The organism is Sphingobium sp. LF-16, assembly GCF_003711185.1.
In the GTDB taxonomy this organism is placed as follows: Bacteria; Pseudomonadota; Alphaproteobacteria; order Sphingomonadales; family Sphingomonadaceae; genus Sphingobium; species Sphingobium yanoikuyae_A.
Genome location: NZ_CP029335.1, coordinates 4422773 through 4446970 on the forward strand (window position 1 = coordinate 4422773; position 24198 = coordinate 4446970).

Sequence of the window (24198 nt, forward strand, 5' to 3'; positions counted from 1 at the left end):
TCATTTGCCGCGCGCGACGCATTTGCCGCCGTCGGGACCAATGTTTCCGGTGCAGGTGCGCACGGCAATGGTGGGCTCGCTGGTGTCGGTCAGGTGATTGCCATCCGCGCCCTTTGTGAGGTCGAAACCGTCATAGAGCTTGCCCGACGCGGTATAGGTGCGGAATTTCAGGCGATCGCCATCCACGTCCACGACCTGATAAAGCTCGGTTGCCTCGGCGGTCTTGTCCGGCTGGGTGCGGGCCCGATCGTTGAGGCCGTACATTTTGGAGCCGGTGACCGAGACGAGATAGACCGGCCCCTGGATTGTGCCATTGGCCCGCGCCTGCGCCGAAGCCTCGCGCCCGGCTTCGGAGGTCAGGCGGCTGTAGCAATGGTCATGGCCCTGCAGCACCAGATCGACCTTGCGCTTGTCGAACACCGGCTTCCACGCGGCCTTCACCTCGGACGTATCTTGGGGCCGGGCGCAGGTGAAGACGGGCTGATGGAACAGCACGACATTCCATTTCGCCTTGCTGGACGCGAGAGTGGCGTCCAGCCACTGCGTCTGCTGCGCCATGGTGCCAAGGTCGATCGCCGACGTGCCGTCGAGGATGATGAAGCGCACCCCCTGATAATCGACATAATAGGTGGTCCTGAGGCCCGGCACGCCATTGTCGGGCAGCGCGAATTGCAGCGGGAAATAGGGGCCGAGCGTGCGGCTCTCGCTGCCGTCGGGCTTCACCACATCGACATATTCATGATTGCCGGTCGCGGGCAGTTGCGGGACGATCGACCAGTTGTAGCTGCCAGCCTGGTTGAACTCGCCCCATTCGTCATCATGATCCAGATCGTCGCGCTGCGCGGCCAGATCGCCGGCATGGGCGACCAGCTCGATCCCGCCATTGGCGTGGAAGGCCTGGCGGATGACGCGGCTGGCATAGGTCAGGATGCCGTTCTGGATGTCGCCCAGATAGAGGAAGCGGAAGGGTTTTGCCACGGCCGCCGCCGTGCGGAATTGTAGCCATTCGCTCCAGCCCGCGCTGCCCTTCAGCCGATAGGCATAGACGGTATCGGGCGTCAGATTGTCGAACCGGATCTGGTGATAGAGCGCCGGGCCATTGGCGCTGTCCTTCGCGGTGCCGACGGGACCGGTCACGGTCCTGGCCTTTTCCTCCAGCGTCGGGCCGTCGACGGAGATGGCGATCTGCGCTTCGCTGGCGATCTGGGTGGCATCGGTACGCCAGGCGACGGCCATGCCGCGCGACGGATCGGCAGCAGGCGTCAGCATGATCCGGTCGGGCAGGGTGCGTGCCGCATAGGGCGTGCCGGCCGAGCGGGGCACGGGCGGGCTGGCGGTCGGCTGGGCGGAGAGCGGCGCGGGGCTCGCCATCAGCAGCATGGACAGGAACAGTCGGGACATGGGCGTCCTTTCCGGGGAAAACGGGACTTGCCGGCCGCGCAAGGGCGCGACCGGCAAGCAGGGGACATCGAACGGGATCAGAAGCTGGCGGAAATACCGAACTTCGCGGTCCAGTTATATTCCTCATATTGGAGCAGGCGCTTGCTGCCCTCGAAATTCTGATAGGCGAAATATTTGGCGTTGTTGACGTTGACCCAGTCGGCGAACAGGCGGACGCCGGGCAGGATCTTGTACTTCGCGCTCAGGTCGAGCTGGAAGTGATTGTCGACATAGCGGTCGCTGTCAGCCGCATCGCCGATCTCGTCCAGATATTTGCTGCGATAGGTGCCGGCCGCGCGGAAAGAGATCGGCCCCTTCTCATAACCCAGCACCGCGTTCAGCGTGTGTTTGGATGCGTTGGGCAGGCTGATCCCGCGGAGATAGGCATTGTCGTCATCATCATAGCTGGTGATTTTGCCGCTGGCGTCGGTGTAGGTGTAGTTGAGGTTCACCAGGAAACCATCGAGCGGTGCGGGCAGGAAGTTCAGAACCTGGCTGAACGACAGTTCGACGCCCTTCACCTTCGCGGTATCACCATTCTGATAGATGGTGGCTTCGTTGTAGGGAATGCCCTGATAAACGCCGCCGTCAAAGTCGTGCAGCGTGACCGAATAGTCCTTGATCGACTTCCAGAAAACGCCGGCGGTTAGCGCGCCGTTGCTGCTGAAATACCATTCTGCCGACGCATCCAGGTTCCAGGCGAGGAACGGCTTGAGATCGGGGTTGCCGAACGTCGCGCCACCATCTTCATCGACATAGAAGCGCGGCGCCATCTGCGACAGCTTCGGCCGCACCAGGCTCTTGTAGCCGGCGGCGCGGAAGACCAAGCCCTGGCTTGGCTCGAACCGTGCGGTCAGGCTGGGCAACCAGTTGGTATAATTTTTGGTGAAGACGTTGGGGGTGACGCTGACGCCGGTGATCTCCTCTTCCTCATCCAACAGATATTCGGTCCGGCTACCGCGCAGCACATTCCGGGTCTGTTCCATGCGAACGCCACCAATCAGACGAACGGTTGCGCTGTCCCAGCGACCCATCATGTAGGTGGCAAGAATGTCTTCCTTGGCGCTGTAGTCGGCCGTGGCCGATTCATAGGCGGAGGCAATGGGGTCGAGTTCAAACTCACCGATATTGTTGTAGAAATAATCGGTCGCTTGGCCCTTGCCCGGCACCGGATCGATGCCGATCAGGCGATAGGTGGAATCGCCCAGAACATCGGCGAGGCTGAGATCGCCGTCGCCATAATAGTTCATGTTGAAATTATAGCTCTTCTTGCGGAAACGAGCCTTCATGCCGGCCTGCACGGTGAAGGTGCCGCCATCCATGGCGAAGGCGCGCGAAATGTCGCCCTTCAATGCATATTCACGGTCGCGCGAGTCCGACAGGGCGGTCTGTTCGACGCGATTGAAGCCATATTCCGACGGATCGGTGAACAGGTCGTTGCCGCTGGTCACCTCGAACGTCGGGACGCGCGGATCGGAATAATTGAAACCGACATCGACGCCGTCGCCGTCGAAGCGGGCACGCCAGCGGATCGGGTCGATCGATCCTTTTTCCTTTTCGGTCGATTCCGACCAGCTGCCCGAATAAGTCAGCTTCCACGGGCCGGTTTCGGTGGTGCCGCCCAGCACCAACGACTTGATGCGCTGACGCTCGAAACGATCCTTGAGATCGCGGCGTACTTCGATGCGGCCATCCTCATCGGTGAAGTTGGCGCTGTCGGCATCGCCCGATGCCGGTTCTTCGTCAAAGACGAAGGCCAGGCGGCGACGATATTCATGATCGTCGAACTGGTTGTAGATGCCGCGGGCATAGAGCTTGGTCGTATCGGACGGACGCCAGTCCATGTTCAGCGTCGCGCCGATCCGCTTGCGGGTCACGTCATAGTCGCGATATTCCGGCTCGTCGGTATAGACGACGCCATTTTCCGCCGTCTTCCAGCCACCGGTTTCGATGTTGTCGGTTTCGAACTGGCGTTTGTAATAGCTGAAGCCGCCCGAGATGCCGAAATTGTCGCTGAGGCGGGTGGCGAAGTCGACGCTGCCCTTGGGCGTCGCGGTGTCGGCATAGTCGTTATAGCTGCCTTCCAGCTTGACCGAATAGAGATCCTTCTTGCGGTCGAAGGCGCTGGTGGTGTTGATCTCGATCGAGGCGCCGATGGTGTCGGCGTCCATGTCCGGGGTCAGCGACTTCTTCACTTCGATCGATTCGATCAGTTCCGAAGGCACGACGTCCAGCGCGACCGAGCGAACATCGCTTTCCGGGGCGGGCAGGCGGGCACCGTTGACCGATGCGGCGTTGAGTTCCGGGTCGAGGCCGCGAACCGAGACGAAGCGGCCTTCACCCTGGTCGTTCATGATGTTGACGCCGGGCAGGCGGCGCAGCGATTCGGCGACATTCTGGTCGGGGAACTGGCCGATCGCGTCGCGGGTCAGGACGCTTTCGACACCGTCGGCCGCGCGCTGGCGCGACAGGGCCGATGCCTGGTTGGCGACCTGGCCGACGACGATGATCGACGCATCGACGTTCGAGCCGATGCGGATGTCGGCATCGACGTCACCAGTGGCGGGCACGACGACGGTGGTGCGCACCGGATCGGCACCGGTGTAGCGGGCTTCGATCGTGTAGGTGCCCGGTGCAACGTCGGGGAAGCGGTAGGAACCGTCACGGCCGGCTTCGGCGATGCGCCCATTTTCGACGATGCGCAGCTGGGTCGACTGCAGCGCGCGGGTGCCGGTGCCGTCGGACACGGTGCCGCTGATGGTGCCGGCCAGGGCGGCGACGGGCATGGCGGTGGCAAGGATGATCGCGGCGCGGCTCGCGCCACGGAACAAGGTCTTCATGGTGAATGCTCCCCTTCGGTTGGGGAGGCCATTGGCGATGAGTCCTTACGGCTTCATGGCAATATGATTGCAGTTAAAAGTCTGAAAAATGTAACTTATGTGACGTGACGCAGGGGCCACATTGTGAAGGCTCAGTCGCGACGCGGGCCGCTGCGCCGGGACAGGCCGCCACGATGGTGCAGCCGGCCGCCTTTTTCGAGCCGAGCCATATGGTCGATGAACAAGACGGCGCCGATACAAAGGGCAATGGCGATCAGAAATTCGGCGGGCATCAGAGTCTCTCCAGCCTTTGGGTGATGCTGGAGAATTAAACCGCCGGGCATAGGGTTTCGAGCCGTAGGCCGGCCCATATCCATTCTATTGTCGTAGGATTTCGTGAGAATGGGGCGACCTGGCGTCGGTCGCCCCATCTCATCCCGTCAGGCGAGCGGCGCGGTCGCCCAGTGGCGCAGGCGCGCATAAAGGGCGGCGATCACGCCGGCGAAGATCAGCACCGACAGCGGCACCGCCCAATGGCTTTCGCCGACCAGCGCCAGCGGCGCGTCGCTGTCGGTCGAGGCGACGATGCCGGCAAAGGCGACGCCGAACAGGCTTTCGCCGACGATGAAACCGGTCGCCATCAGCACGCCCATGCGCTCGGCAAATTCTGGGTTCGCCTGGCGCAGCGACCAGCGATTGTAGAAATGGCCGATCACCGCGCCGACCGGGATCAGCAAGGTCAGTGCCATTGGCAGATAGATGCCCATGCCGACCGCGAGCGGGGGCAGGCGCATCTTGCCGGTCTTGCCGAGCAGTTCGTCCAGCGCGACCACGACCACGCCGATGCCAGCGCCAAAGCCGATCAGGCCCCAGTCGAGATCGCCGCCCAGCACGCCCTTGGCGAGCGCGGAAATGAGCGCAGCCTGCGGCGCGGGCAGGGCGGTCGCCTTGGCACCGGGCGCGCCGGCAAAGCCGAAGGCGCTGTTCAGGAGGTCGAGCACCGGCGGGATCACCAGCGCGCCGAACAGCACGCCCAGCACCAGCGCGATCTGCTGCTTCCACGGCGTCGCGCCGACCAGCTGGCCGGTCTTCAGGTCCTGGAGGTTATCGTTGGAAATGGTGGCAACGCCGAACACGATCGCGGTGGTGAACAGGGCATAGGCGATCAGCGCCTGGCTCTGTTCGGGATGGCCCGAGCCATAGATGGCGGCGAGGATCAGCGACGCGCCGAGCACGGCAAGAATCCCGACGCCCGAGATCGGGCTGTTCGACGCGCCGATCAGGCCGGCCATATAGCCGCAGACCGAGGCAATGACGATGCCGGCGACCAGGATATAGGCCAGCGTCAGGCCGATGATCGGCACCGGATTGGCGGCGATCGGCCCGCCCTGGGCAAAGATCCACAGCAAGACGGCGATCGGCACAAGCGAGGCGAGGATGGTGCCGAAGACGATGCCGATCGGCAGGTCGCGCTCGGTGATGTCCAGCGTGCCGGCGTCGCCCGACTTGCGGACCTTGGCGGCGTTGAGGGCGGAGCGGATGCCGCTGATGATCGGGCTGAGGATCTTGAGCAGGGTCCAGATCGCGGCGATGCCGATCGTGCCGGCGCCGATGAAGCGGGCCTTCATGCGAAAGGTGGTGCCGACCAGGTCGGCCAGGTCCGCGCCGACGGGCAGCGGGCTGGTGAGATAGGGGACGATGCCGACCCAGCTGATGAGCAGGCCGACGAACATGGCGGCGCCGACGGAAATGCCGACCAGATGGCCGACGCCGATCAGCGCCATCGAGAAGCTGGTCGAGACCGAGCTGGCGCCTGCGCCCAGCTTGAAGAAGGTGGCGGCTTCCTCGGCCAGGATCTTGGTCTTGGCGATGATCGAGAAGCCGGCGGCGGCGATCGAACTCATCACGATGGCGGCCAGACCGCGCTTATTCTCTTCCAGGCCCTCGCGCGAACCGGCGCCGACCTTGAGTACTTCAGCGGCGGCGACACCCTCGGGATAGGGCAGGTCCGATCCGGTGACGAGCGCGCGGCGCAGCGGCACTGAATACATGACGCCCAATATGCCGCCCAGCGCGATGGTGCAGGCCGACAGCCAATAGGGGAAGCCCTGCCACCAGCCGATGATGACCAGGCCCGGCAGCACGAAGATGATCGCCGAGAGCGTGCCGGCGGCCGATGCGATGGTCTGGACGATGTTGTTTTCCAGGATCGTGCCGGTCGCGAACAGGCGCAGCACCGCCATGGAAATGACGGCGGCGGGGATAGACGTGGCGAAGGTCAGGCCGATCTTGAGGCCCAGATAGACGTTCGCGGCGGTGAACAGCAGGGTGATGAGCGCGCCCAATATGACGCCGCGTAGCGTCAGCTCCGCCATCGGCACGGCCTTGGCCGAATCGGTTGTCACTGCTCTTTTCCCTTCGCCAGTCGATCGATCAAGCGGCTGGTAATAATGTTGCTGGCGCTTGGATCAATCTTAAACTGGCCGGCAGGGCGGTCAGGAATCGCGGCCGGCGCCCGCATCCGCCAGCACTGCATGGTCCAGATAGGCGTCGACCAGCCTGGTCCAGCGCTCGTAACCGCGCGGATTCATGTGCAAACCATCGGCACGGAACAGCGATGCATCGGGCAGGCCGTCCGTGGCGAGCAAGGGGCGGCCGACATCGAGATAATCGAACTTCATCGCCTTGCTGCGCGCCGAAACGGTCATGTTGACCGCCGCCATCTGGGGCCAGAGCGTCCAGCGGATCGGGCTGGGCTTGAGCGAGAGATAGGCGATATGCGCCCTGGGATAGTCGGCGCGAAGCTGGCGCAGCAGGGTCAGCACGTCGGTAGCGACCTTGTCCGGCGTGGCGCCGGCGGCCAGGTCATTCTCGCCGACATAGACGATGATCGAGCGTGGCTTGGCCTTGGGCAGCAGCCGCTTGTAATAATGCAGCACGTCGGGCGTGGTCGCGCCGCCAAAGCCGCGATTGACCGTACCGATATCGGTGAAGCTGCCCTTGATGTCCCACAGGCGGATGCTGGAACTGCCCAGGAACAGCGTGGCGTCGGCGACTGGCGGGCCGGCCGCTTCCGCTTTCGCAAAGGCGGCGATCTCGTTGGAGAAGGGGAAGGTCGGGTCGGCATTGGGAACCGCGACCTTGTCCGGCGCCGGGGCCTGCGTCGGCAACGGGGCAGCCTGCAACGGCCCGGCCGCGGCGAGCAGCAGGGCAAGGCCCAGCGCCGCCCGCCGGTGCGGCTCAGTGCCGGTGGCGCGGGCGCAGCTGATATTTGCCATCCGCATAATCGCCGAACAGGCCGGTGATCGCGGGGTGATCGACCGGCTCCTCGCTGTCGTCGGCCACCAGATTCTGCTGGCTGACATAGGCGACATAGCTGTTCTCGCCATTTTCGGCGAGCAGGTGGTAGAAGGGCTGCTGCTTGTCGGGGCGGGCATGTTCGGGGATCGATTCATACCATTCCTCGCTGTTGGCGAAGACCGGGTCGATGTCGAACACCACGCCGCGAAAGCCGAAGCTGCGATGCTTGAGGACATCGCCGATGCTGAAGCGGGCATGGACGACCGGCGGGGCGGTGATGCCGGTACCGATATTCTGAATCGTGACTTTCATATGACCAATTTAGGGTGCCCGCGCAGGGAGACAAGAAAAATACCGAAAAGGGTGCTTGGCAAGGATGGAATCATTCGCTAATGGGCGCCCCTCGACCCGATCGGGGCGGCATTTTTCCTTGTGGTTCAATGCTTCCGGTCTTCTGCGGAGAGGTGGCAGAGTGGTCGAATGCACCGCACTCGAAATGCGGCGTGCCCGTGAGGGTACCGAGGGTTCGAATCCCTCCCTCTCCGCCACGACTTTCCTAAGTGATTGTCGTTACTCAACTTTCTGAAATGGCGTCGCTTTTCACCGTCCAGGTGCTACAAAATGCGGTTGATGACGCATGTTCGGAGGTCGAGTGATGGCGGATTCGAAGTCCGCATCGTGGTCCCCGCTGACCTTCGATCCACGATCGGTAAAACGAACCTGACCCGACGCCTCGGGCGGCTTTCGAAATCGGGCGCCAATCGTCTGGCCGCGCCGGTCATCCAGCAGTTTCATGATCTCATCGAGAGAGCGAAAGCGGGGCCGCTCGACGATCCATCTCCTGCGCCTGTTTCCGTCGCAACCTTGGCCCCACCTTCGAAGCCTTCTCCCCGGCAGGCTTCCTCGCCGAAGCTGATGGCAATCTTTGACGGGTATCTGCGCGAACGGCAGTCGTCGCCTGCGACGATCAAACGGTGGCGTCCGGTGATCACCCATCTCGTCGATCATCTCGGGCATGACGAGCCGCGCAGCATCAGCGCCGATGACATCATTGGCTGGAAGGAAGCGCTGGCCCGTCAGAGCGCGAGTGGGCGGACGATCCGCGAAGTCTACCTAGCTGCCGCCAAGGTGGTGTTCGCATGGGGCGTCGAGAATCGGAAGCTGGACGCTAACCCCGCCGCTGGCGTCTCCGTGCGGGTGCCAAAGCGGCACCGCCCGCGTGGGCCGAGCTTCACCTCAGCCGAGGCGCGCACGATCCCGTCGGCATCGCTCTCAAGGGATCAGAGCAAGATCAGCCGTGAGCAAGCTTTGGCTCGACGGTGGATACCATGGATGTGCGCTTACAGCGGCGCGCGCGTCGGCGAGATTGCGCAGATGCGAGGCCGGGGCATCATTGAGGTGGAGGGCATCTGGGCGATGCGGATCACGCCGGAGGCCGGTTCGACCAAGAGCGGGCAAGCGCGGATTGTGCCGCTTCACCCACATCTGGTTGAGCAGGGATTGCTGAGGGGAGCGGAACAAGCTGGCGACGGACCGATCTTCTATGACCCTGCGCGTGGTCGAGGCGGGTCTGCTGGCAACGCCCATTACAAAAAGGTAGGCGAGCGCTTGGCTATGTGGGTGTGCGACCTCGGCGTTGATGATACCCACGTTCAGCCAAACCATGGGTGGCGACATTTGTTCAAGACGATAGCTCGTCGTGCTGGGATCGATCCGGAAGCGTGCGTGATTGCCAAATCGAGGATAGTATTGTCGATGAGAATGTGAAGTGGTGGGTGACCATCCATCTGCTGTCGTGTATTATAGATCGCACGGTCGAGCTGAAATTGAGCAAGTTGGTGGTAAAACCGAAACCTAAGTGTCTATGGTAGACTCCGTAGTCGGGCAAAAATTCTGAAAATTTTTCCCCTTCAGATGGCAATTATGCTTATATGTAATATAATACAGAGCTTTCGATGGATATTTCCTACGAGAATTGACCGTTTTGTAGCCACGGACGGTGAAAGGCGACACTATTTCATAAAGTTTAGTAAAGGCAATCACTTAGGAAAATCGTGGCGGAGAGGGATGGAAGCCGTTCTTCGCGTCAAACATGCTGATATTGCGTGTTTTTTCGAGGGTTGAACGTAGCAGGCTGTAGCGTTGAAGTGGAGCAGTAGTTCGACTTCTGCAACGGGATTCGAACCGTTCTCCACCGATCGTCCCTGCCGTGATCGCGCGGGATATCATCACGCCGGAGGATCGAGCGTCATGATGGAGATCAAGGCGATGCGAGGCAGGTGGAGCGGGTGGCGGGGGTCCGTCGGGTGGTTCTGGAGGGCTGCGGTGAACCAGCGTCCTCGGCCATCATTTCCTCGCCATCGTCCCCGGCGTCGCTATCGATATGTTCGATGATCCCGGCGACGCTCTCCCCCTGATCATGGGCAGCAGCATGGGTGGCCGACGTTGCCTTCGGCTTCGAACGTGATGCCATATGCTGATCTCCATGATGTCGCTGACGGTCGCCCAGAGCATGGGCGGTGATGGTCGGCGGATGACGATGTGGCCTGACGATGTCGGGTCGACGATCGGGCGAGATGATCCCGGCCTGATGCTGGTAACGACCGTCGGCGGTGAAGACGGGGGTCCGGAGGATGCCGATCAGTCAGCCAGTGCCGGATAGACCGATGCCCGACCGATCCCCATGGTCTTGGCGATCGCGGCAGCACCCATGCCGGCTCCATTAGCGGAATGCGGAGCGGATGAGGTGTCGGAATGCTCAACCAAGCGCGGTTGTGCGCTGCACAATTCCGGGAAGGGATGGGCTGTTGGAGGCGCATCATCTCTGCCGCCTCCTTATGCCTGCGGGCTGCGGCTTTGGCGATATGATCGGCGAACTTCGTGTTGAAGCGATCAGCCCGATCCAGTCTGCCTGCAATCTGGAGCGCGGCAATGCTCGCTCTGGAGGAAGAGTGGGCTTGGGCTTATCCTAGTCGCTCAACCAATCGGCGAGAATCTCGCCCCGATGCCCTTCGGGGGCCAACGCCGTGCGAAAGGCCTCCAACATGGGCGGTAATGCCTGCGTGAAAGCGTAGGGCGGATTGACGATGAAAAGGCCCGCACCGTTATAGATGCCGGGTTGCTCGCTATCATATAGCCAATGCTCCACGCACAGAAATTTCGGGATGCCGAGCTTGCGCAACTGCGCCTTCCACCGCGCATGCGTGGCGTAGTCTTTCAGCGGAAACCAGATTACCGTCACGCCATGCGCCCATTTACGCTGCGCGGCGGCGAGGGTGGCGGTGATGCGGGCGCGTTCGTCCGTCTGCTCATAGGGCGGGTCGACCACCACCACGCCGCGCGCGGTGCGGGGCGGCACCATGGCCAGCCACAATTCGTAGGCGTCGCGTTCATGCACGGCAGCGCTGGTCCCGCGCATCACGCCGCGCAGGGTGTAAGCGTCTTCCGGGTGCTTCTCGTTGAGGATCAGGACATCCTGCGGGCGCAAAAGCTGTGCCAGAAACCGCGGCGAGCCGGGGTAAAGCTGCGGCTCGTCCCCCACATTCACCGCCCGCACGGCGGCGCGATAGTCGTCCAGCAAGGGGTTTTGGTCGGCAAAGGCCCGCAGCACGCCCTGCGTCGCCTCGCCGGTGCGTTGAGCGGCATCGCCGCCAAGGTCGTACAGGCCGCAACCGGCATGGGTGTCGATCAGCGTGAGCGCGCCCGGCTTGTGCTGCAAGGCCCGTATCAGGGCGATCAACAGGCTGTGCTTGACCACATCGGCGCTGTTGCCCGCATGGAAGGAATGGCGATAATTCATTGTGTTTCAGATCCTGACGGCCTGCCTTTAGACGAGCTGCCGGACCTTCTGCAAAGCGAAGTTGTGGCCGGGCCGATATTATCGGGCGCACAAACCGAATGCGAGGTGATTGAAGCAACCAATCCGGTGCCCGCATAGGGGCGAGCGGAGACCTGCAACTGGCTTCGGAACCAGGTCAGGCTCGCCCTATGTCGTGGATTGATAAGGGCGTGGCCACAGCCGCATCGGGTGCCGTGGCCACGCCCTTGGCATGGTCATGATCGGCCCGTGAGCGACCGCCGCCGCCATGGGAGCACGGCGATCGCCTGCACTTAGTCGACGGCAGCCGGTGTCGCGCGGACGGTGTCCTTGAGCGCGACACTGCTATCCGAAAGCCGGTCGATATCGATCTGCACGTCATTCTCGACCAGCTTGCGGCCCTGCACATAGTCCTTCACGCTGTTCACGCAGTCGAGCGCGATGACCTTGCCGTCCCTGAGATAGACGATCGAGAAGGCGCCGTCGGCGGGCGTGCCGCGCATCACTGTCTGGTCGAAACCCGCGTTGATCCCGGCGGTCTGGAGCTTGAGATCATATTGGTTCGACCAGAACCAGGGGAAGGCGCGATAGGGCCGTTCGTCGCCGCAGATCGCCTTCGCCACGCAGGTCGCCATGTCATTGGCATTCTGGACGGATTCCACCCGCATCACCTGCCCGCCGGCAAAGTCGCAGGCAAAGGCGGCGCAGTCGCCGATGGCATAGATGTCGGGCAGCGAGGTGCGGCACCCGGCATCGACATCGACGCCATTGCCGCCCTTGGCCCCGGCACGGATCAGCGGCTCGACCGCCGGGATGATGCCAATGCCCACGATCACCGCCTGCGCGGGAATGCGCTCGCCATCCGCCAGCCGCACCGCCGTCACCTGACCGTCCGCCCCCTCCAGGCAATCGACCCTGGCATCCAGGCGCAGGTCGACGCCATGGTCGCGATGGACCTGTTGGTAGAAGGCGGACAATTCTTCGCCCGCCACCCGCGCCAGCACCCTGGGTAGCGCTTCCAGCAAAGTGACCTTGAGGCTCATCTTGCTCAGCACTGCGGCCGCCTCAAGCCCGATATAGCCGCCGCCAATGACCACGATCTCGCGCTTGCCGGCATCGATTTCCGCCATCAGCGCGTCGCAGTCGGCGCGGGTCCGCACCGCATGCACGCCGGCCAGATCCGCGCCAGCGCAGGTCAGCCGGCGCGGATCGCCGCCGGTCGCCCAAATAAGCTTGCCATAGCCAAGGCTGCGTCCGTCGGAGAGCGTCAGTTGCTTGCCCGCCGGATCGACCGCCGTCACTTCGGTGCCGAGCAGGAAGTTTACATCCTTTTCCGCCCAAAAGGCCGGCGGACGGATCAGCAGCCGCTCGAACGCCTTTTCACGCGCGAAATAATCCTTGGACAGCGGCGGCCGTTCATAGGGATATTCCGGCTCGCGGCCGACCACCATGATGGTCCCGGCAAAGCCGTTCTGGCGCAGCGCGATCGCGCATTGCGCCCCGCCATGGCCGGCCCCGACGATGACGATATCTGCGCGGTCCATCACACCCGCTCCAGCAGCACGGCGAGGCCCTGGCCGACGCCGATGCACATGAAGGCCAGCGCATGGCGCCCGCCGGTCCGATGCAGTTCCTCGACCGCCGACAGCGCAATGCGCGCGCCCGACATGCCGAGCGGATGGCCGAGCGCGATCGCCCCGCCATTGGGATTGACGCGCGGGTCGAACGGATCGACGGCCAAGTCGCGCAGCGTCGCGATCGCCTGGCTGGCAAAGGCTTCATTAAGTTCGATCACATCCAGTTGATCGACAGTCATGCCGTTGCGGGCGAGCAGCTTGCGCGCCGCCTCGATGGGGCCGGCGCCCATGATGCGGGGCGCGATGCCGGCCGCTGCCATGCCGATCACCCGAGCACGCGGCGTCAGGCCGTGCGTCACCGCAGCCGCTTCCGACGCGACCAGCATCGCCGCCGCACCGTCATTCAGGCCCGACGCATTGCCCGCCGTCACCGTGCCGTCAGCCTTCACCACCGGCTTCAGCTTGGCCAGCGCCTCAAGGCTGGTGGCGCGCAGATGCTCGTCCGCCTCGAACAGCAGGGGATCGCCCTTCTTCTGCGGGATCGCAACGGGCACGATCTCGGCAGCGAAGCGCCCGCTCGCCTGCGCACGCGCGGCCTTTTCCTGGCTGGCGAGGGCAAAGCGATCCTGCTCCTCGCGGCTGACGTCCCATTGCTCAGCGACATTCTCGCCGGTCTTGGGCATGGTATCGACGCCATAGGCGGCCTGCATCGCCGGGTTGATGAAGCGCCAGCCGAGCGTCGTGTCCTCGATCTTCTGATCGCGACCAAAGGCGCTACCAGCCTTGCCCAGCACATAGGGGGCACGGGTCATGCTTTCTGCACCACCGGCGATCATGAAGTCGGCATCGCCACTGCGAATCGCTTGCGCCACCATGCCGAGCGCATTGAGGCCCGAACTGCAAAGCCGATTGACGGTCACGCCCGGCACACCCTCACCCATACCCGCCAGCAGCACCGCCATGCGCGCGACGTTGCGATTATCCTCGCCCGCCTGGTTGGCGCAGCCCAGGACCACATCGTCCAGCGCCGACCAGTCGGCCTTTCCGTTGCGCGCCATCAGCGCCTTGAGCGGCAGCGCCGCCAGATCGTCGGCGCGAATGGTCGCGAGCGATCCGTTGAGCTTGCCGATCGGGGTGCGGACGGCATCGCAGATGAAGGCCTGTGCCATATGTCTCAGCTTTCCAGGAAAGAGGTGATAGCACCCGCCAGCGCTTCGGGCGCTTCGAGCGGGGCAAGATGCGCGGCTTCCAGCGCCACATGCGCCGCGCCGGGGATGCGGGCAATCAGATGCTCGCCATGCCCCTCAAAGGGCGTCGACGTGTCGCGCGTGCCGGTGATGACCAGGGTCGGACAGGCAATGCCCCCGATCCGGTCGATCAAATCCATGTCCCGGATCGCCGCGCCGCAGCCGGCATAGCCCTGCGCATCCATCGCCAGCAACTGACGGCGCACCGCTTCATAGAGGGCCGGTTCGGCAGCGTCGGACAGGAAACGCCCCATGGCAAGATCGGCGATCGCCGCCATCCCTTCCCCCCGCACCTTGGCGATGCGGTCATTCCAGGAGGCACTGTCCATCGTCGCGGAGGTGCAGATGGGCATCAGCTTTTCTATCCGCCCCGGCGCGCGCAGCGCCAGTTCCATGCCGATCATGCCGCCCTGCGACACGCCCGCGACGCAGAAACGATCCAACCCGGCCGCATCGGCCACCGCCAGCACATCATCCGCCAGCATGGCCAGCGAATAGTCGCCCGGTTCGGCGATCGATGCACCATGGCCGCGTGCGTCCATCCGCAGCAGCGCAAAGTGATCGCGCAAATGCGGCAGCACGCCGTCCCACAAATCCATGTCAGTGCCGATGCTGTTCAGCAGTAGCAGTGCGGGGGCGTCATCCCGTCCATCGCGCTTCCAATAGAGACTGGCGCCGACACGCTGGGTGAAGGCCATGTTCAATCCTCCGGCGCGATGGCGACGCGCAGCCCGTCGAGGGCTGCCGTCATCATGATCTGGCAGGACAGGCGCGACCGATCCCCGCGATGGTCGGAGGAATCGAGCAGATCATCCTCGTCGCCGCTGGCCGCGCCGACCGCATCACTCCATGCATCATCCACGAAGACATGGCAGGTGGCACAGGAGCAGCAGCCGCCACACAAAGCGAGCAGTTCATCAAAGCCATTGTCGCGAATGGCCTCCATCACGGACACGCCTTCACGGGCATCGATGCTCGTTTCGTCCCCCGCATGGTTGACGACGATCAGATTGGGCACGGTAAATTCCAGTCTTATGCGTTTTCGAGGATCGCCAGCGGCGCGCCGGTCTTCTCGACGACTTCGGCTTCGGTGACGCCCGGCGCCAGTTCGACAAGGGTGAGGCCGCCCTTCGCCCGATCGACGGCAATCACGGCGAGGTCGGTGATGATGAGGTCGACCACCGCCTTGCCGGTGAGCGGCAGCGAGCAGGTCGGTAGGATCTTGGGGCTACCATTTTTCGACACATGGTCCATCACCACGACCACGCGCTTCACGCCCGCGACCAGGTCCATCGCCCCGCCCATGCCCTTCACCATCTTGCCGGGGATGGTCCAGTTGGCGAGATCGCCATTGGCGGCCACTTCCATCGCGCCCAGCACCGCCATGTCGATATGGCCACCCCGGATCATCGCAAAACTGTCCGCCGAGGAGAAAAAGCTGCTGGTCGGCAGCGCGGTGATCGTCTGCTTGCCGGCGTTGATGAGGTCAGGGTCCGCCTCGCCCGCAAACGGGAAGGGGCCGATGCCGAGCATCCCATTCTCGCTTTGCAGCGTGACATTGACGCCTTCGGGCACATGGTTCGCCACCAGGGTCGGGATACCGATGCCGAGGTTCACATAATAGCCGTCGCGCAGTTCCTTCGCGGCGCGCGCCGCCATCTCGTCGCGGGTCCAGCCCATTATGCACTCTCCCTTTCGCAGACGGTCAGCTTCTCGATCCGCTTCTCGTTGATGGTGGAAAGGACGATGCGGTCGACATAGATCCCCGGCGTATGGATGCAGTCGGGGTCGAAGCTGCCCTCAGGCACGATTTCCTCGACCTCCACCACTGTCACCTTGCCGGCGGTCGCCATATTCGGGTTGAAGTTGCGCGCGGTCTTGCGGAACATCAGGTTCCCGGCCGGGTCGGCCCGCCACGCCTTGATGATCGACAGATCAGCGCGCAGCCAGGTTTCGCGGACATAATCCTCGCCCTCGAAATTCTCGACCGGCTTGCCCTCGGCTACCACCGTGCCGACGCCGGTCTTGGTATAGAAGGCCGGGATGCCCGCGCCACCGGCGCGGATACGCTCGGCCAGCGTGCCCTGCGGGTTCAGCTCCAGCTCCAGTTCGCCGGAGAGATACTGGCTTTCGAACAGCTTGTTCTCGCCCACATAGGACGAGATCATCTTGCGGACCTGCCGGCTTTCCAGCAGCATCCACAGGCCAAAGCCGTCGGCGCCGGCATTGTTGGAAATAACGGTCAGATCCTTCACGCCGCTCGCGCGGATTTCCGGGATCAGGCTTTCGGGGTTGCCCGACAGGCCGAAGCCGCCCGACATGATCGTCATCCCGTCGAACAACAGGCCATCAAGGGCCTGCGCCGGGCTGTCATAGATTTTCTGCATGTCTTCAGTCCCTTCAGCCGATATCGCCGCCCGCAACGGGCAGGACCGATCCGGTCACATAGCTGGCCTCGTCGGAGGCGAGGAAAAGGATGGGGGCGATCTGCTCGTCCAGCGTGCCGTAGCGCTTCATGAAGGCCGACGATGTCACCTGTTCCACCGCCTCGGCCATCCAGGCCTGTTCTTGGCGGTTGTCGCCCTCGGCATTGCGCGGCACGCGGCGCGGCGGCGCGCTGGTGCCGCCCGGCGCGGTCGCGACGACACGGATGCCCGCCTCCGCATATTCCATCGCCAGTGCCTGGGTCAGGCCATTGATCCCGCCCTTCGCCGCCGAATAGGGCACGCGGCGGATGCCGCGCGTGGCATTGGACGACAGGTTGACGATCGTCCCCGCGCCCTGCTCCAGCATCGCGGGCAGAACCGCATGGCAGCAATAGAGAGTCGGCATCAGCGAGCGGCGGATTTCCGCGTCGATCTGATCCGGCTCGAACTGCGCATAGGGCCGCATGCGGATTGCGCCGCCGACATTGTTGATGAGGATATCGATGCGCCCGAACGCCGCGATCGCCGCCGCCATCGCCTGCGCCGCGCCTGCATAGGTTTCAAGGTCGCAGGTGACCGAAATCGCCTTGCCACCGGCCGCGACGATCGCCTGCTCGACATCGGTCACGAAGTCCGCCCGGTCGACCAGCACGAGGCTGGCGCCCTCGGCCGCGGCACGGGTGGCGACGCCGGCACCGATACCCTGCGCCGCGCCGGTCACGACCATCACCTTGCCGGCGAAGCGTCCCTGGAAGATCATCGCCTGGCCCCTCAGATATGATAGACGTCGATGACCTGATGAATATAGTCGTCCTTGAGGACGATTTTCTTCTTCAGGATCTTCGGCGCCGCGCCGCTGATGTCCAGCGTGACGAAGCTGGTTCCGAAAAACTGCTGCGTCTTCTGGTAGCGATGGCTCATCGTGTGCCAGTTGTAGCGCAGGTCGATCGCATCGCTCCGCGTATCGATCACCTCGATATTCGCCAGGAAGTGCGAGGTGCGCGCCTCCGGCGTGCTCGCCGACGACCGTTCGGTCTTCAAGCGATAGACGCGATCCTCCAGCCCCTTGCGGTTGCCATAATAGATGAGCGAGATTTCGCTGTGCGGATCAGTGGTCAGCGCATCATCATCGGTCCAGGCCGGCATCCAATATTCGCACTGTTCCGAATAGCATTCGAGCCATGCGTCCAGTTCGCGATCGTCGAGCAGCCGTGCCTCGCGATAGAGAAAGGCGCAGATATCCTGATAGGAGAGCGCCGCGCGCTCCGTGTCGAGAACCAGTGTCATTCTGCGGCCTCCATCATCGGCGTGACGGCTTCGCGAGCCATGCCGTCGAGCATGATCTGCGCCCAGAATTCATGCTGGCGCACGAACAGCCCTTCATCCTCGCTGCGCTCGCTCGACAGCAGCGGGTTCATGCCCATGGCGGTCGCATTGCTGTCCGGCCCGGCGATCCAGCGGGTCGCACCACGGCTCAAGTCATTCCACAATTCACCCGCGCCTTCATAGGCCGACTGGCAGCTGCGGAATTCCTCCAGATCGTCGGGCGTGCCCATGCCGGTGACGTTGAAGAAGTCTTCGTACTGGCGGATGCGATGCGCCCGGTCTTCCGCGCTTTCGCCCTTGGGGGCGTAGCAATAGATGGTGACTTCGGTCGTATGCACGTCGATCGGGCGGACGACGCGGATCTGGGTCGAAAACTGATCCATCAGGAAGACATTGGGATAGAGCGCCAGATTGCGCGTCTGCTCCAGGATGAAGCGGGCCTTGCCCTCGCCCAGTCGCTCGACCAGTTGGTCCTTATAGTTCCAGACCGGCCGGACCTCGGGGTTCAGCACCTGGGTCCAGAGCAGGATATGACCATGCTCGAAGCCATAGACGCCGCTTGCCGGTGCCTTCGACCAGCCATTGGCGTCGACCGCCTTGGTCCCGCCCTCGGCGCGGCGGCCCATGGTCGACTGGTAATTTTCATGGACCGAGCTGACATGATAGCCGTCGCAGCCATTTTCCATCTGCATCTTCCAGTTGCCATGGAAGGTGTAGGTGGAATTGCCGGTCAGCACTTCCAGACCCTCGGGCGCCTGGTCGACCATCTGGTCGATGATGACCTTGGCCTCGCCCAAATGATCCTCCAGCGGCAGGACATCATGATTGAGCGACCCGAAGATGAAGCCGCGATAGCTTTCGACCCGCACCTTGGTCAGGTCGTGCGACCCTTCATGGTCGAAACTGTCGGGATAGGCGCCGGTGCTGGCATCCTTGGCGCGCAGCAGTTTGCCGTCGGTCTTGAAGCTCCATCCGTGGAAGGGGCAGACGAAGAGCGGCTGGTTGCCACGCTTGCGGCGGCACAGCTTGGCGCCGCGATGAGCGCAGGCATTGACCACGCAATTGAGGCCGCCATCCTTGGCCCGCGTCAGGATCACCGGCGTATGGCCGATCCAGGTGGTGAAGTAATCGTTCTTCTTCCCGACCTGGCTCTCATGGGCCAGATAGACCCAGTTGCTCTCGAAGATATATTTCATCTCCAGATCGAACAGTTCCGGGTCGGTGAAGACGTCGCGGCGGCAGCGGAAGATGCCGGTTTCCGGATCGTCCACGACCGCGGTTTCAACACGGTCGCGCAGGAAAGCCATGGGGCTGGTCATGATCCTCTCTCCTCTCAGGCCGGCTCTGTGACCGGTTCGTCGGCATCCACCACCAGGCGCTTGCGGGTCGAGAAGGCCTCGTCGCCCTCATCGTCCGCGCGCTGCAGATGGAAATCGAAGGCGATATGCGCGCTGTCGCCCTGCCGGTTGGGCACCGGCAGCAGCCCTTCACGGGTGCCGAAGGCGAAATCGTCGGCAGCGAACGGATCATCGCCAAAATTGATCTGCGTGGTCAGGCGGCGATAGCCCGGCGCCTCGATGAAGAAATGCACATGGGCGGGGCGATTGCCGTGCCGGCCGAGCGCTTTCATCAGCGTGTCGGACGCGCCGCCCGGCGGCACCGAATAGCCGTTCGGCATCTTCGACGAGAAGGCATAGGTGCCATCGGCCGCGATCTTGAGGCGACGGCGATTGTTGAACGGCGTCTGTTCATGGGTCGGGTCGAAATGCGAATAGAAGCCGTGCGAGTCCGCATGCCAGACATGGACCAACCCGTCCGTCACCGCCTCGCCATCGGGGCCGATGATGCGGCCGGTCATGTAGAGCGTGTCGGTATCGTCGGCATCGTCGGTCAGATAGGCGCCGCTCTCGACGATCGGCGCGCCCTCGACATAGAGCGGCCCTTCGATCGTGCGCGGGGTGCCGCCCGACTTGCCGGCCTCGGCATCCTTGGCATCCATGTAGAGATCGATGAAATGCTCCAGGCCGACGCCCGGCATCAGCAGGCCCAGTTCGCCCGCGCCCGCCGCGCCCTGCATGAAGTTGACGGCATTCCACACCTCATCCTCGCTGACATCATAGCGGGCGATGACGATCATGCAGGATTGGATCAGGTCGCGAACGATGCCCTTCATGCGGGCGTTGCCACCGTCGCAATCCAGACCCGCGACACGGTCGAGCAGGTTCTGGATTTCCGGTGTTTCTACGAAGCTGGTACCCATATTTTTCTCTCCTAAGCTTTGCGGTCTGTGTCGGACGATCAGCGATCATCCTCATGGATCGAGGACGGATGGCGGCAGAGCGGCGTGATCTTCATCGTCATGAAGGGGTAGAGCGGCAGCGCCATCAGCGTGTCGTGCAAGGCTGCGTTGCTCTCCACATCGAAGATCGAGACGTTGGAATAGAGGCCGACCTTGCGCCAGATATGGCGCCAGGTGCCGGCCGCCTGCAGCGTCTGGAAATAGGCCTTTTCCGCCGCCTTGATCCGGGCGGCTTCCGCCGCATCGAAATCCAGCGGGATGTTGACGTCCATTTCGACCATGAACAGCATGGGTTTCAGGCTCCTGCGGTAACAGCGTGAAGGATCGGCGACGTGCGATCGCGCCGGAAGAAGGCGAGCTTGTCTTCGTCAAAGGCGATGCCCAGGCCCGGCCCGGTCGGCACGGCGAGCGAGAAGTCGGCATAGCCGAGCGGATCGCGCAAAATATCCTCGGTCTGGAGCAACGGACCGAACAATTCGGTGCCCCAGGCGAGGTCCGGCAGGGTGGCGAAGACATGGGCCGACGCGACCGTGCCGACACCGCCCTCCAGCATCGTGCCGCCATAAAGGCCGATGCCGGCCGCCGCGCCGATCGCGGCGACGTCGGCCGCGGCGAACAGGCCGCCCGACTGGGCAATCTTGAGCGCGAAGACGCTGGCGGCATGGGCCGAAGCGATCCGCATCGCGCTGCGCGGACCATTCAATGCCTCGTCCGCCATCAGCGGCACTGGCTGGTTCTTCGACAGGCGCGCCATCGCGGCGATCGCGTCGCCAGCGATCGGCTGTTCGACCAGGTCGCAGCCGACATCATGCAGCATGGCCATCCCGATCTTGGCCTGCGCCTCCGACCAGTTCTGGTTGACGTCGACGCGCACGCTGGCGCGGTCGCCCAGCGCCTTGCAGATGGCGCCGACATGGGCGACATCGTCGCGCACTTCGCGCTTGCCGATCTTCAGCTTGAAGATGCGATGGCGCCGGCGGTCGAGCATCTCCTCGCCCTCGGCAATGTCGCGCGCGGTATCGCCGCTGGCCAGCGTCCAGGCCACGGGCAGGCTGTCGCGCACCCGGCCACCGCCGATCAGTTCGGACACGGCGATGCCCAGCCGCTTGCCGGCCATGTCGAGCAGCGCGGTTTCGACCGCGCATTTGGCGAAATGATTGCCGCGCACGCAGCGGGCGACCTTGGCCATGGTGGCGCCGACCTGCGCCAGGTCGCAGGTTTCCAGAACCGGGACGATATAGGTGTCGATCGCCGACTTGATGCTTTCGGGGCTTTCCTCGCCATAGCTGAGGCCGCCGATCGTGGTGCCTTCGCCAACCCCCTCGATACCGTCGGCATCGGTCAGGCGGACGATCACCATCGATTGGGCGTGCATGGTCGCCATCGCCAGAACATGCGGGCGGATCGTCGGCACATCGACGATGAAGGTATCGGCGTGGCTCAATCCAGCCATTGCGGCGACTCTCCCAAATGCTTACGTTTCATGGGATAGCTATGCCTCGTCCGCGCCGGTTTCAAAGATCAATGCGGTCAAGGGACCATACTCTGGAGGTATAAGTCAGTGATGGACCTGCGCCTCTTGCGCTATTTCGTGGCGGTGGCCGACGAAGGCAATTTCAACCGCGCCGCCGACCGGCTGCATATTGCCCAGCCGCCTTTGTCGCGTGCGATCCAGCAGTTGGAGGCGCATGTCGGCGCGCCATTGCTCGACCGCGCCAGCCGCCCGCTGCGGCTGACCGATGCCGGGCGCCTGCTCCATGCCCAGGCGCTGCAGTTGCTGGCGCGGATGGAGGATGTCGAGACAATGGTGAAGACCGCCGCCGCCAGCCAGCGCCGCCGGCTGGTGATCGGCTTCGTCGCCTCGACCATCTATGCCCGCCTGCCCGAACTGATCCGCGAATTTCGCAAGGTCGCCGACAATGTCGAGCTGGTCATGGTGGAAAGCACCACGCTGGAACAGATTGCAGCATTGAAGGACGGACGCATCGATGTCGGCTTCGGCCGCATCCGGTTCGAGGATCCTGCCGTCCGTCGTATCATCCTGCGCAACGAGAAGATGGTCGCCGCCTTCCCGATGGACCACCCGCTGGCCCGCGGCGAAGGACCGATCTCGATCCGCGACCTGGCCGAAGAACCGCAGATCATCTATCCGCGCGCGCCACGCCCCAGCTATGCCGACCAGGTCATATCACTGTTCCGCGACCATGCGATCGAACCGCGCATCGTCCATGAGGCGCGCGAACTGCAGATCGCCATCGGCCTGGTCGCGGCGCAGGAGGGGATGGCGATCGTCCCCGAATCGGTCCATCGCGCCCGCAGCCACGATGTCGCCTTTCGCGACCTGATCGAGCCGGCCACCTCTCCCATCATCATGAGCCACCGCCCCGGCGACCGTTCGCCCGAACTGGCGCTGATGGCGTCGGTGATCGCGCGCCAATATGCGCAATGGGGCTATGAGGTGCCAGCCGCCCTGACCGAGGAGCTTTGAAGCCACCGAAGCGCCCGCCATACCCGTAGCGTATTTCAACGGGACTTAATTGGTATTTGGCGCTGCCCTGCATGTCCTTCACTTTCCCGGCAAATCATACCCATCAATAAGGGAGAGGAATCGATATGCAGGGTATCGATATAAATCGTCACATCGACGAAGCCAGATTCGGAAACCTACATCTCAAGATCATCATTGCTTGTGCCATCCTGCTTATAGTCGATGGCTATGACGTCTTCATTTACGGAGTCGTCCTTCCACAGTTGATGGATCAATGGGGACTTAGCGCCCCACAGGCCGGGTCGCTCGCCAGCTGGGCCTTGTTCGGCATGATGTCCGGCGCCCTCTTCTTCGGTCCTCTGGGTGACCGAATCGGCCGCAAGACCTGCATCACCATCTGCTTCGCACTGTTCAGCGCCGCCACCTTCGTCAACGGCTTCGCCACGACGCCGACCATGTTCGGCGCGCTGCGCTTTCTCGCCGGCCTCGGCTGTGGCGGGCTGATGCCCAATGCGGTGGCGCTGACCAATGAATATGCGCCCAAGCGGATGCGCAGCACGCTCGTCGCGCTGATGTTCAGCGGCTATGCCGTGGGCGGCATGGCGGCTGCGGGCCTCGGCATCTGGCTGCTGCCGCTATTCGGCTGGCAGGCGATGTTCTTCGCCGCCGCCGTGCCGCTCGTCTTCCTGCCGCTCGTCCTGCGCGGCCTGCCGGAATCGGCCGGCTTCCTGGTCCGTCAGGGGCGCCAGGAACAGGCCCGCGCCATCCTTCAGCGGCTGTCGCCTGGCCAGCGCCTCGACGGCCCGCTGATCCAGCCGCAGGGCGCTGCCGCCAAGACCAGCATCGCCGCCCTTTTCCAGCACAATCGCACGCTCGGCACGCTGTCGATGTGGCTCTGCTTCTTCTGCTGCCTGCTCATGGTCTATGCGCTCGGCTCCTGGCTGCCGCAGCTGATGCGCAGTGCCGGATACAGTCTGGGTTCCAGCCTGTCCTTCCTGCTGGCGCTCAATTTCGGCGGCATGTTCGGCGCGATCGCGGGCGGACGCCTCGCCGACCGGTTCGGCCTGCCCCAGGTGGTCATCGCCTATTTCTTGCTCGGCGCGATCTGCATCAGCCTGCTCGGCCTCAACGGGCCGATGCCGATCCTCTATCTGCTGATCTTCGTTGCCGGCGCCGGCACCACCGGCACGCAGATATTGCTCTATGCCAGCGTCGCCGACTTCTATGACCTCTCGGTCCGCTCGACTGGACTTGGTTGGGCATCGGGCATGGGCCGGGTCGGCGCGATCGTCGGGCCGATGCTGGGCGGCGTGCTGCTTGCGGCGCAACTGCCGATGACGCTCAATTTCGTCGCCTTCGCCATTCCGGGCCTCGTCTCGGTGCTGGCCACCCTGGTCTTCATGCTGAGCCGTCGCCAGCAGGTTGCCCGAGAAAACTACGCCCTGGCGGTGTGATCGGA

24 protein-coding genes and 1 tRNA gene are annotated in these 24198 nt (G+C 63.5%); 5 read left to right on the plus strand and 20 right to left on the minus strand.

What is annotated here, in order from left to right; all coding sequences use genetic code 11:
• From DIZ22_RS20840 to hspQ, 6 genes are all read right to left on the minus strand, one after another.
• Complete coding sequence (locus tag DIZ22_RS20840; RefSeq protein WP_048936321.1) at nt 1–1401, minus strand: metallophosphoesterase family protein; 1401 nt, start codon at nt 1399–1401, stop codon at nt 1–3.
• 77 nt (nt 1402–1478) lie between these two features.
• Nucleotides 1479–4280, minus strand: coding sequence for a TonB-dependent receptor (locus DIZ22_RS20845; protein ID WP_048936322.1), 2802 nt, complete (start codon nt 4278–4280; stop codon nt 1479–1481).
• Nucleotides 4281–4411: 131 nt separating this feature from the next.
• Nucleotides 4412–4552, minus strand: a complete 141-nt coding sequence (locus DIZ22_RS22030; protein ID WP_164488920.1) for a hypothetical protein — start codon at nt 4550–4552, stop codon at nt 4412–4414.
• Between the two features lie 147 nt (nt 4553–4699).
• Nucleotides 4700–6664, minus strand: coding sequence for an oligopeptide transporter, OPT family (locus DIZ22_RS20850; protein ID WP_122928712.1), 1965 nt, complete (start codon nt 6662–6664; stop codon nt 4700–4702).
• 90 nt (nt 6665–6754) lie between these two features.
• Nucleotides 6755–7543, minus strand: a complete 789-nt coding sequence (locus tag DIZ22_RS20855; protein ID WP_048936324.1) for a GDSL-type esterase/lipase family protein — start codon at nt 7541–7543, stop codon at nt 6755–6757.
• A complete protein-coding gene (hspQ, locus tag DIZ22_RS20860) occupies nt 7500–7871 on the minus strand; it encodes a heat shock protein HspQ (RefSeq protein ID WP_004210078.1) in 372 nt (123 codons plus the stop codon). Before hspQ ends, DIZ22_RS20855 begins: the two co-directional genes overlap by 44 nt.
• A 146-nt stretch (nt 7872–8017) precedes the next feature.
• Here hspQ and DIZ22_RS20865 point away from each other — a divergent pair.
• Nucleotides 8018–8107, plus strand: a tRNA-Ser gene (locus tag DIZ22_RS20865).
• Nucleotides 8108–8180: 73 nt separating this feature from the next.
• Nucleotides 8181–9326 carry a site-specific integrase gene (locus DIZ22_RS20870; protein WP_107917513.1) on the plus strand — a complete coding sequence of 382 codons (1146 nt, stop codon included), beginning with the start codon at nt 8181–8183 and terminating at the stop codon, nt 9324–9326.
• A gap of 493 nt (nt 9327–9819) precedes the next feature.
• On the opposite strand, the gene DIZ22_RS20875 is transcribed toward DIZ22_RS20870, so the two are convergent.
• Nucleotides 9820–10032: a hypothetical protein gene (locus DIZ22_RS20875; protein WP_048936326.1), complete on the minus strand. Its 213-nt coding sequence runs from the start codon at nt 10030–10032 to the stop codon at nt 9820–9822.
• On the opposite strand from DIZ22_RS20875, the gene DIZ22_RS20880 reads away from it, so the two are divergent.
• On the plus strand, nt 10033–10221 hold the full coding sequence (locus DIZ22_RS20880; protein WP_048936327.1) for a hypothetical protein: 189 nt from the start codon (nt 10033–10035) through the stop codon (nt 10219–10221).
• Between the two features lie 306 nt (nt 10222–10527).
• Here the strand turns inward: DIZ22_RS20880 and rlmJ are convergent, their stop codons facing one another.
• The 13 genes from rlmJ to DIZ22_RS20950 all read right to left on the minus strand — a co-directional run bounded on the left by rlmJ (nt 10528) and on the right by DIZ22_RS20950 (nt 21704).
• Nucleotides 10528–11358 carry a 23S rRNA (adenine(2030)-N(6))-methyltransferase RlmJ gene (rlmJ, locus tag DIZ22_RS20890; protein WP_048936328.1) on the minus strand — a complete coding sequence of 277 codons (831 nt, stop codon included), beginning with the start codon at nt 11356–11358 and terminating at the stop codon, nt 10528–10530.
• Nucleotides 11359–11669: 311 nt separating this feature from the next.
• On the minus strand, nt 11670–12920 hold the full coding sequence (locus tag DIZ22_RS20895; RefSeq protein WP_048936329.1) for an FAD-dependent oxidoreductase: 1251 nt from the start codon (nt 12918–12920) through the stop codon (nt 11670–11672).
• Nucleotides 12920–14122 carry a 3-oxoadipyl-CoA thiolase gene (gene pcaF / locus DIZ22_RS20900; protein WP_048936330.1) on the minus strand — a complete coding sequence of 401 codons (1203 nt, stop codon included), beginning with the start codon at nt 14120–14122 and terminating at the stop codon, nt 12920–12922. Before pcaF ends, DIZ22_RS20895 begins: the two co-directional genes overlap by 1 nt.
• 5 nt (nt 14123–14127) lie before the next feature.
• The gene (gene pcaD / locus DIZ22_RS20905) at nt 14128–14898 is read right to left on the minus strand and encodes a 3-oxoadipate enol-lactonase (RefSeq protein ID WP_048936331.1); all 771 of its coding nucleotides are present in this window, start codon (nt 14896–14898) and stop codon (nt 14128–14130) included.
• Nucleotides 14899–14900: 2 nt separating this feature from the next.
• Nucleotides 14901–15218: a 2Fe-2S iron-sulfur cluster-binding protein gene (locus tag DIZ22_RS20910; protein ID WP_048936332.1), complete on the minus strand. Its 318-nt coding sequence runs from the start codon at nt 15216–15218 to the stop codon at nt 14901–14903.
• A gap of 14 nt (nt 15219–15232) precedes the next feature.
• Entirely contained in the window at nt 15233–15880 is a 648-nt protein-coding gene (locus DIZ22_RS20915; protein ID WP_048936333.1) for a 3-oxoacid CoA-transferase subunit B, read from the minus strand.
• Nucleotides 15880–16587 (minus strand): CoA transferase subunit A, encoded by a 708-nt coding sequence (locus tag DIZ22_RS20920; RefSeq protein WP_122928715.1) that lies wholly within the window; start codon nt 16585–16587, stop codon nt 15880–15882. Before DIZ22_RS20920 ends, DIZ22_RS20915 begins: the two co-directional genes overlap by 1 nt.
• 13 nt (nt 16588–16600) lie before the next feature.
• Nucleotides 16601–17386, minus strand: a complete 786-nt coding sequence (benD, locus tag DIZ22_RS20925; RefSeq protein ID WP_048936335.1) for a benzoate diol dehydrogenase BenD — start codon at nt 17384–17386, stop codon at nt 16601–16603.
• Nucleotides 17387–17397: 11 nt separating this feature from the next.
• Entirely contained in the window at nt 17398–17913 is a 516-nt protein-coding gene (gene benB / locus DIZ22_RS20930) for a benzoate 1,2-dioxygenase small subunit (protein ID WP_048936336.1), read from the minus strand.
• Nucleotides 17910–19259, minus strand: a complete 1350-nt coding sequence (locus DIZ22_RS20935; RefSeq protein WP_080993509.1) for a Rieske 2Fe-2S domain-containing protein — start codon at nt 19257–19259, stop codon at nt 17910–17912. Before DIZ22_RS20935 ends, benB begins: the two co-directional genes overlap by 4 nt.
• A 26-nt stretch (nt 19260–19285) precedes the next feature.
• Entirely contained in the window at nt 19286–20212 is a 927-nt protein-coding gene (locus tag DIZ22_RS20940; protein WP_048936338.1) for a dioxygenase, read from the minus strand.
• 38 nt (nt 20213–20250) lie between these two features.
• Nucleotides 20251–20541, minus strand: coding sequence for a muconolactone Delta-isomerase (gene catC, locus DIZ22_RS20945; RefSeq protein WP_037511893.1), 291 nt, complete (start codon nt 20539–20541; stop codon nt 20251–20253).
• Nucleotides 20542–20546: 5 nt separating this feature from the next.
• Entirely contained in the window at nt 20547–21704 is a 1158-nt protein-coding gene (locus DIZ22_RS20950; protein ID WP_048936339.1) for a muconate/chloromuconate family cycloisomerase, read from the minus strand.
• A gap of 111 nt (nt 21705–21815) precedes the next feature.
• Here DIZ22_RS20950 and DIZ22_RS20955 point away from each other — a divergent pair, with 111 nt between their 5' ends.
• Together DIZ22_RS20955 and DIZ22_RS20960 are read left to right on the plus strand one after the other, a co-directional pair.
• Nucleotides 21816–22739 carry a LysR family transcriptional regulator gene (locus DIZ22_RS20955; RefSeq protein ID WP_122928718.1) on the plus strand — a complete coding sequence of 308 codons (924 nt, stop codon included), beginning with the start codon at nt 21816–21818 and terminating at the stop codon, nt 22737–22739.
• Nucleotides 22740–22864: 125 nt separating this feature from the next.
• Nucleotides 22865–24193, plus strand: coding sequence for an aromatic acid/H+ symport family MFS transporter (locus tag DIZ22_RS20960; protein ID WP_048936341.1), 1329 nt, complete (start codon nt 22865–22867; stop codon nt 24191–24193).
• Nucleotides 24194–24198: the final 5 nt, after the last annotated feature.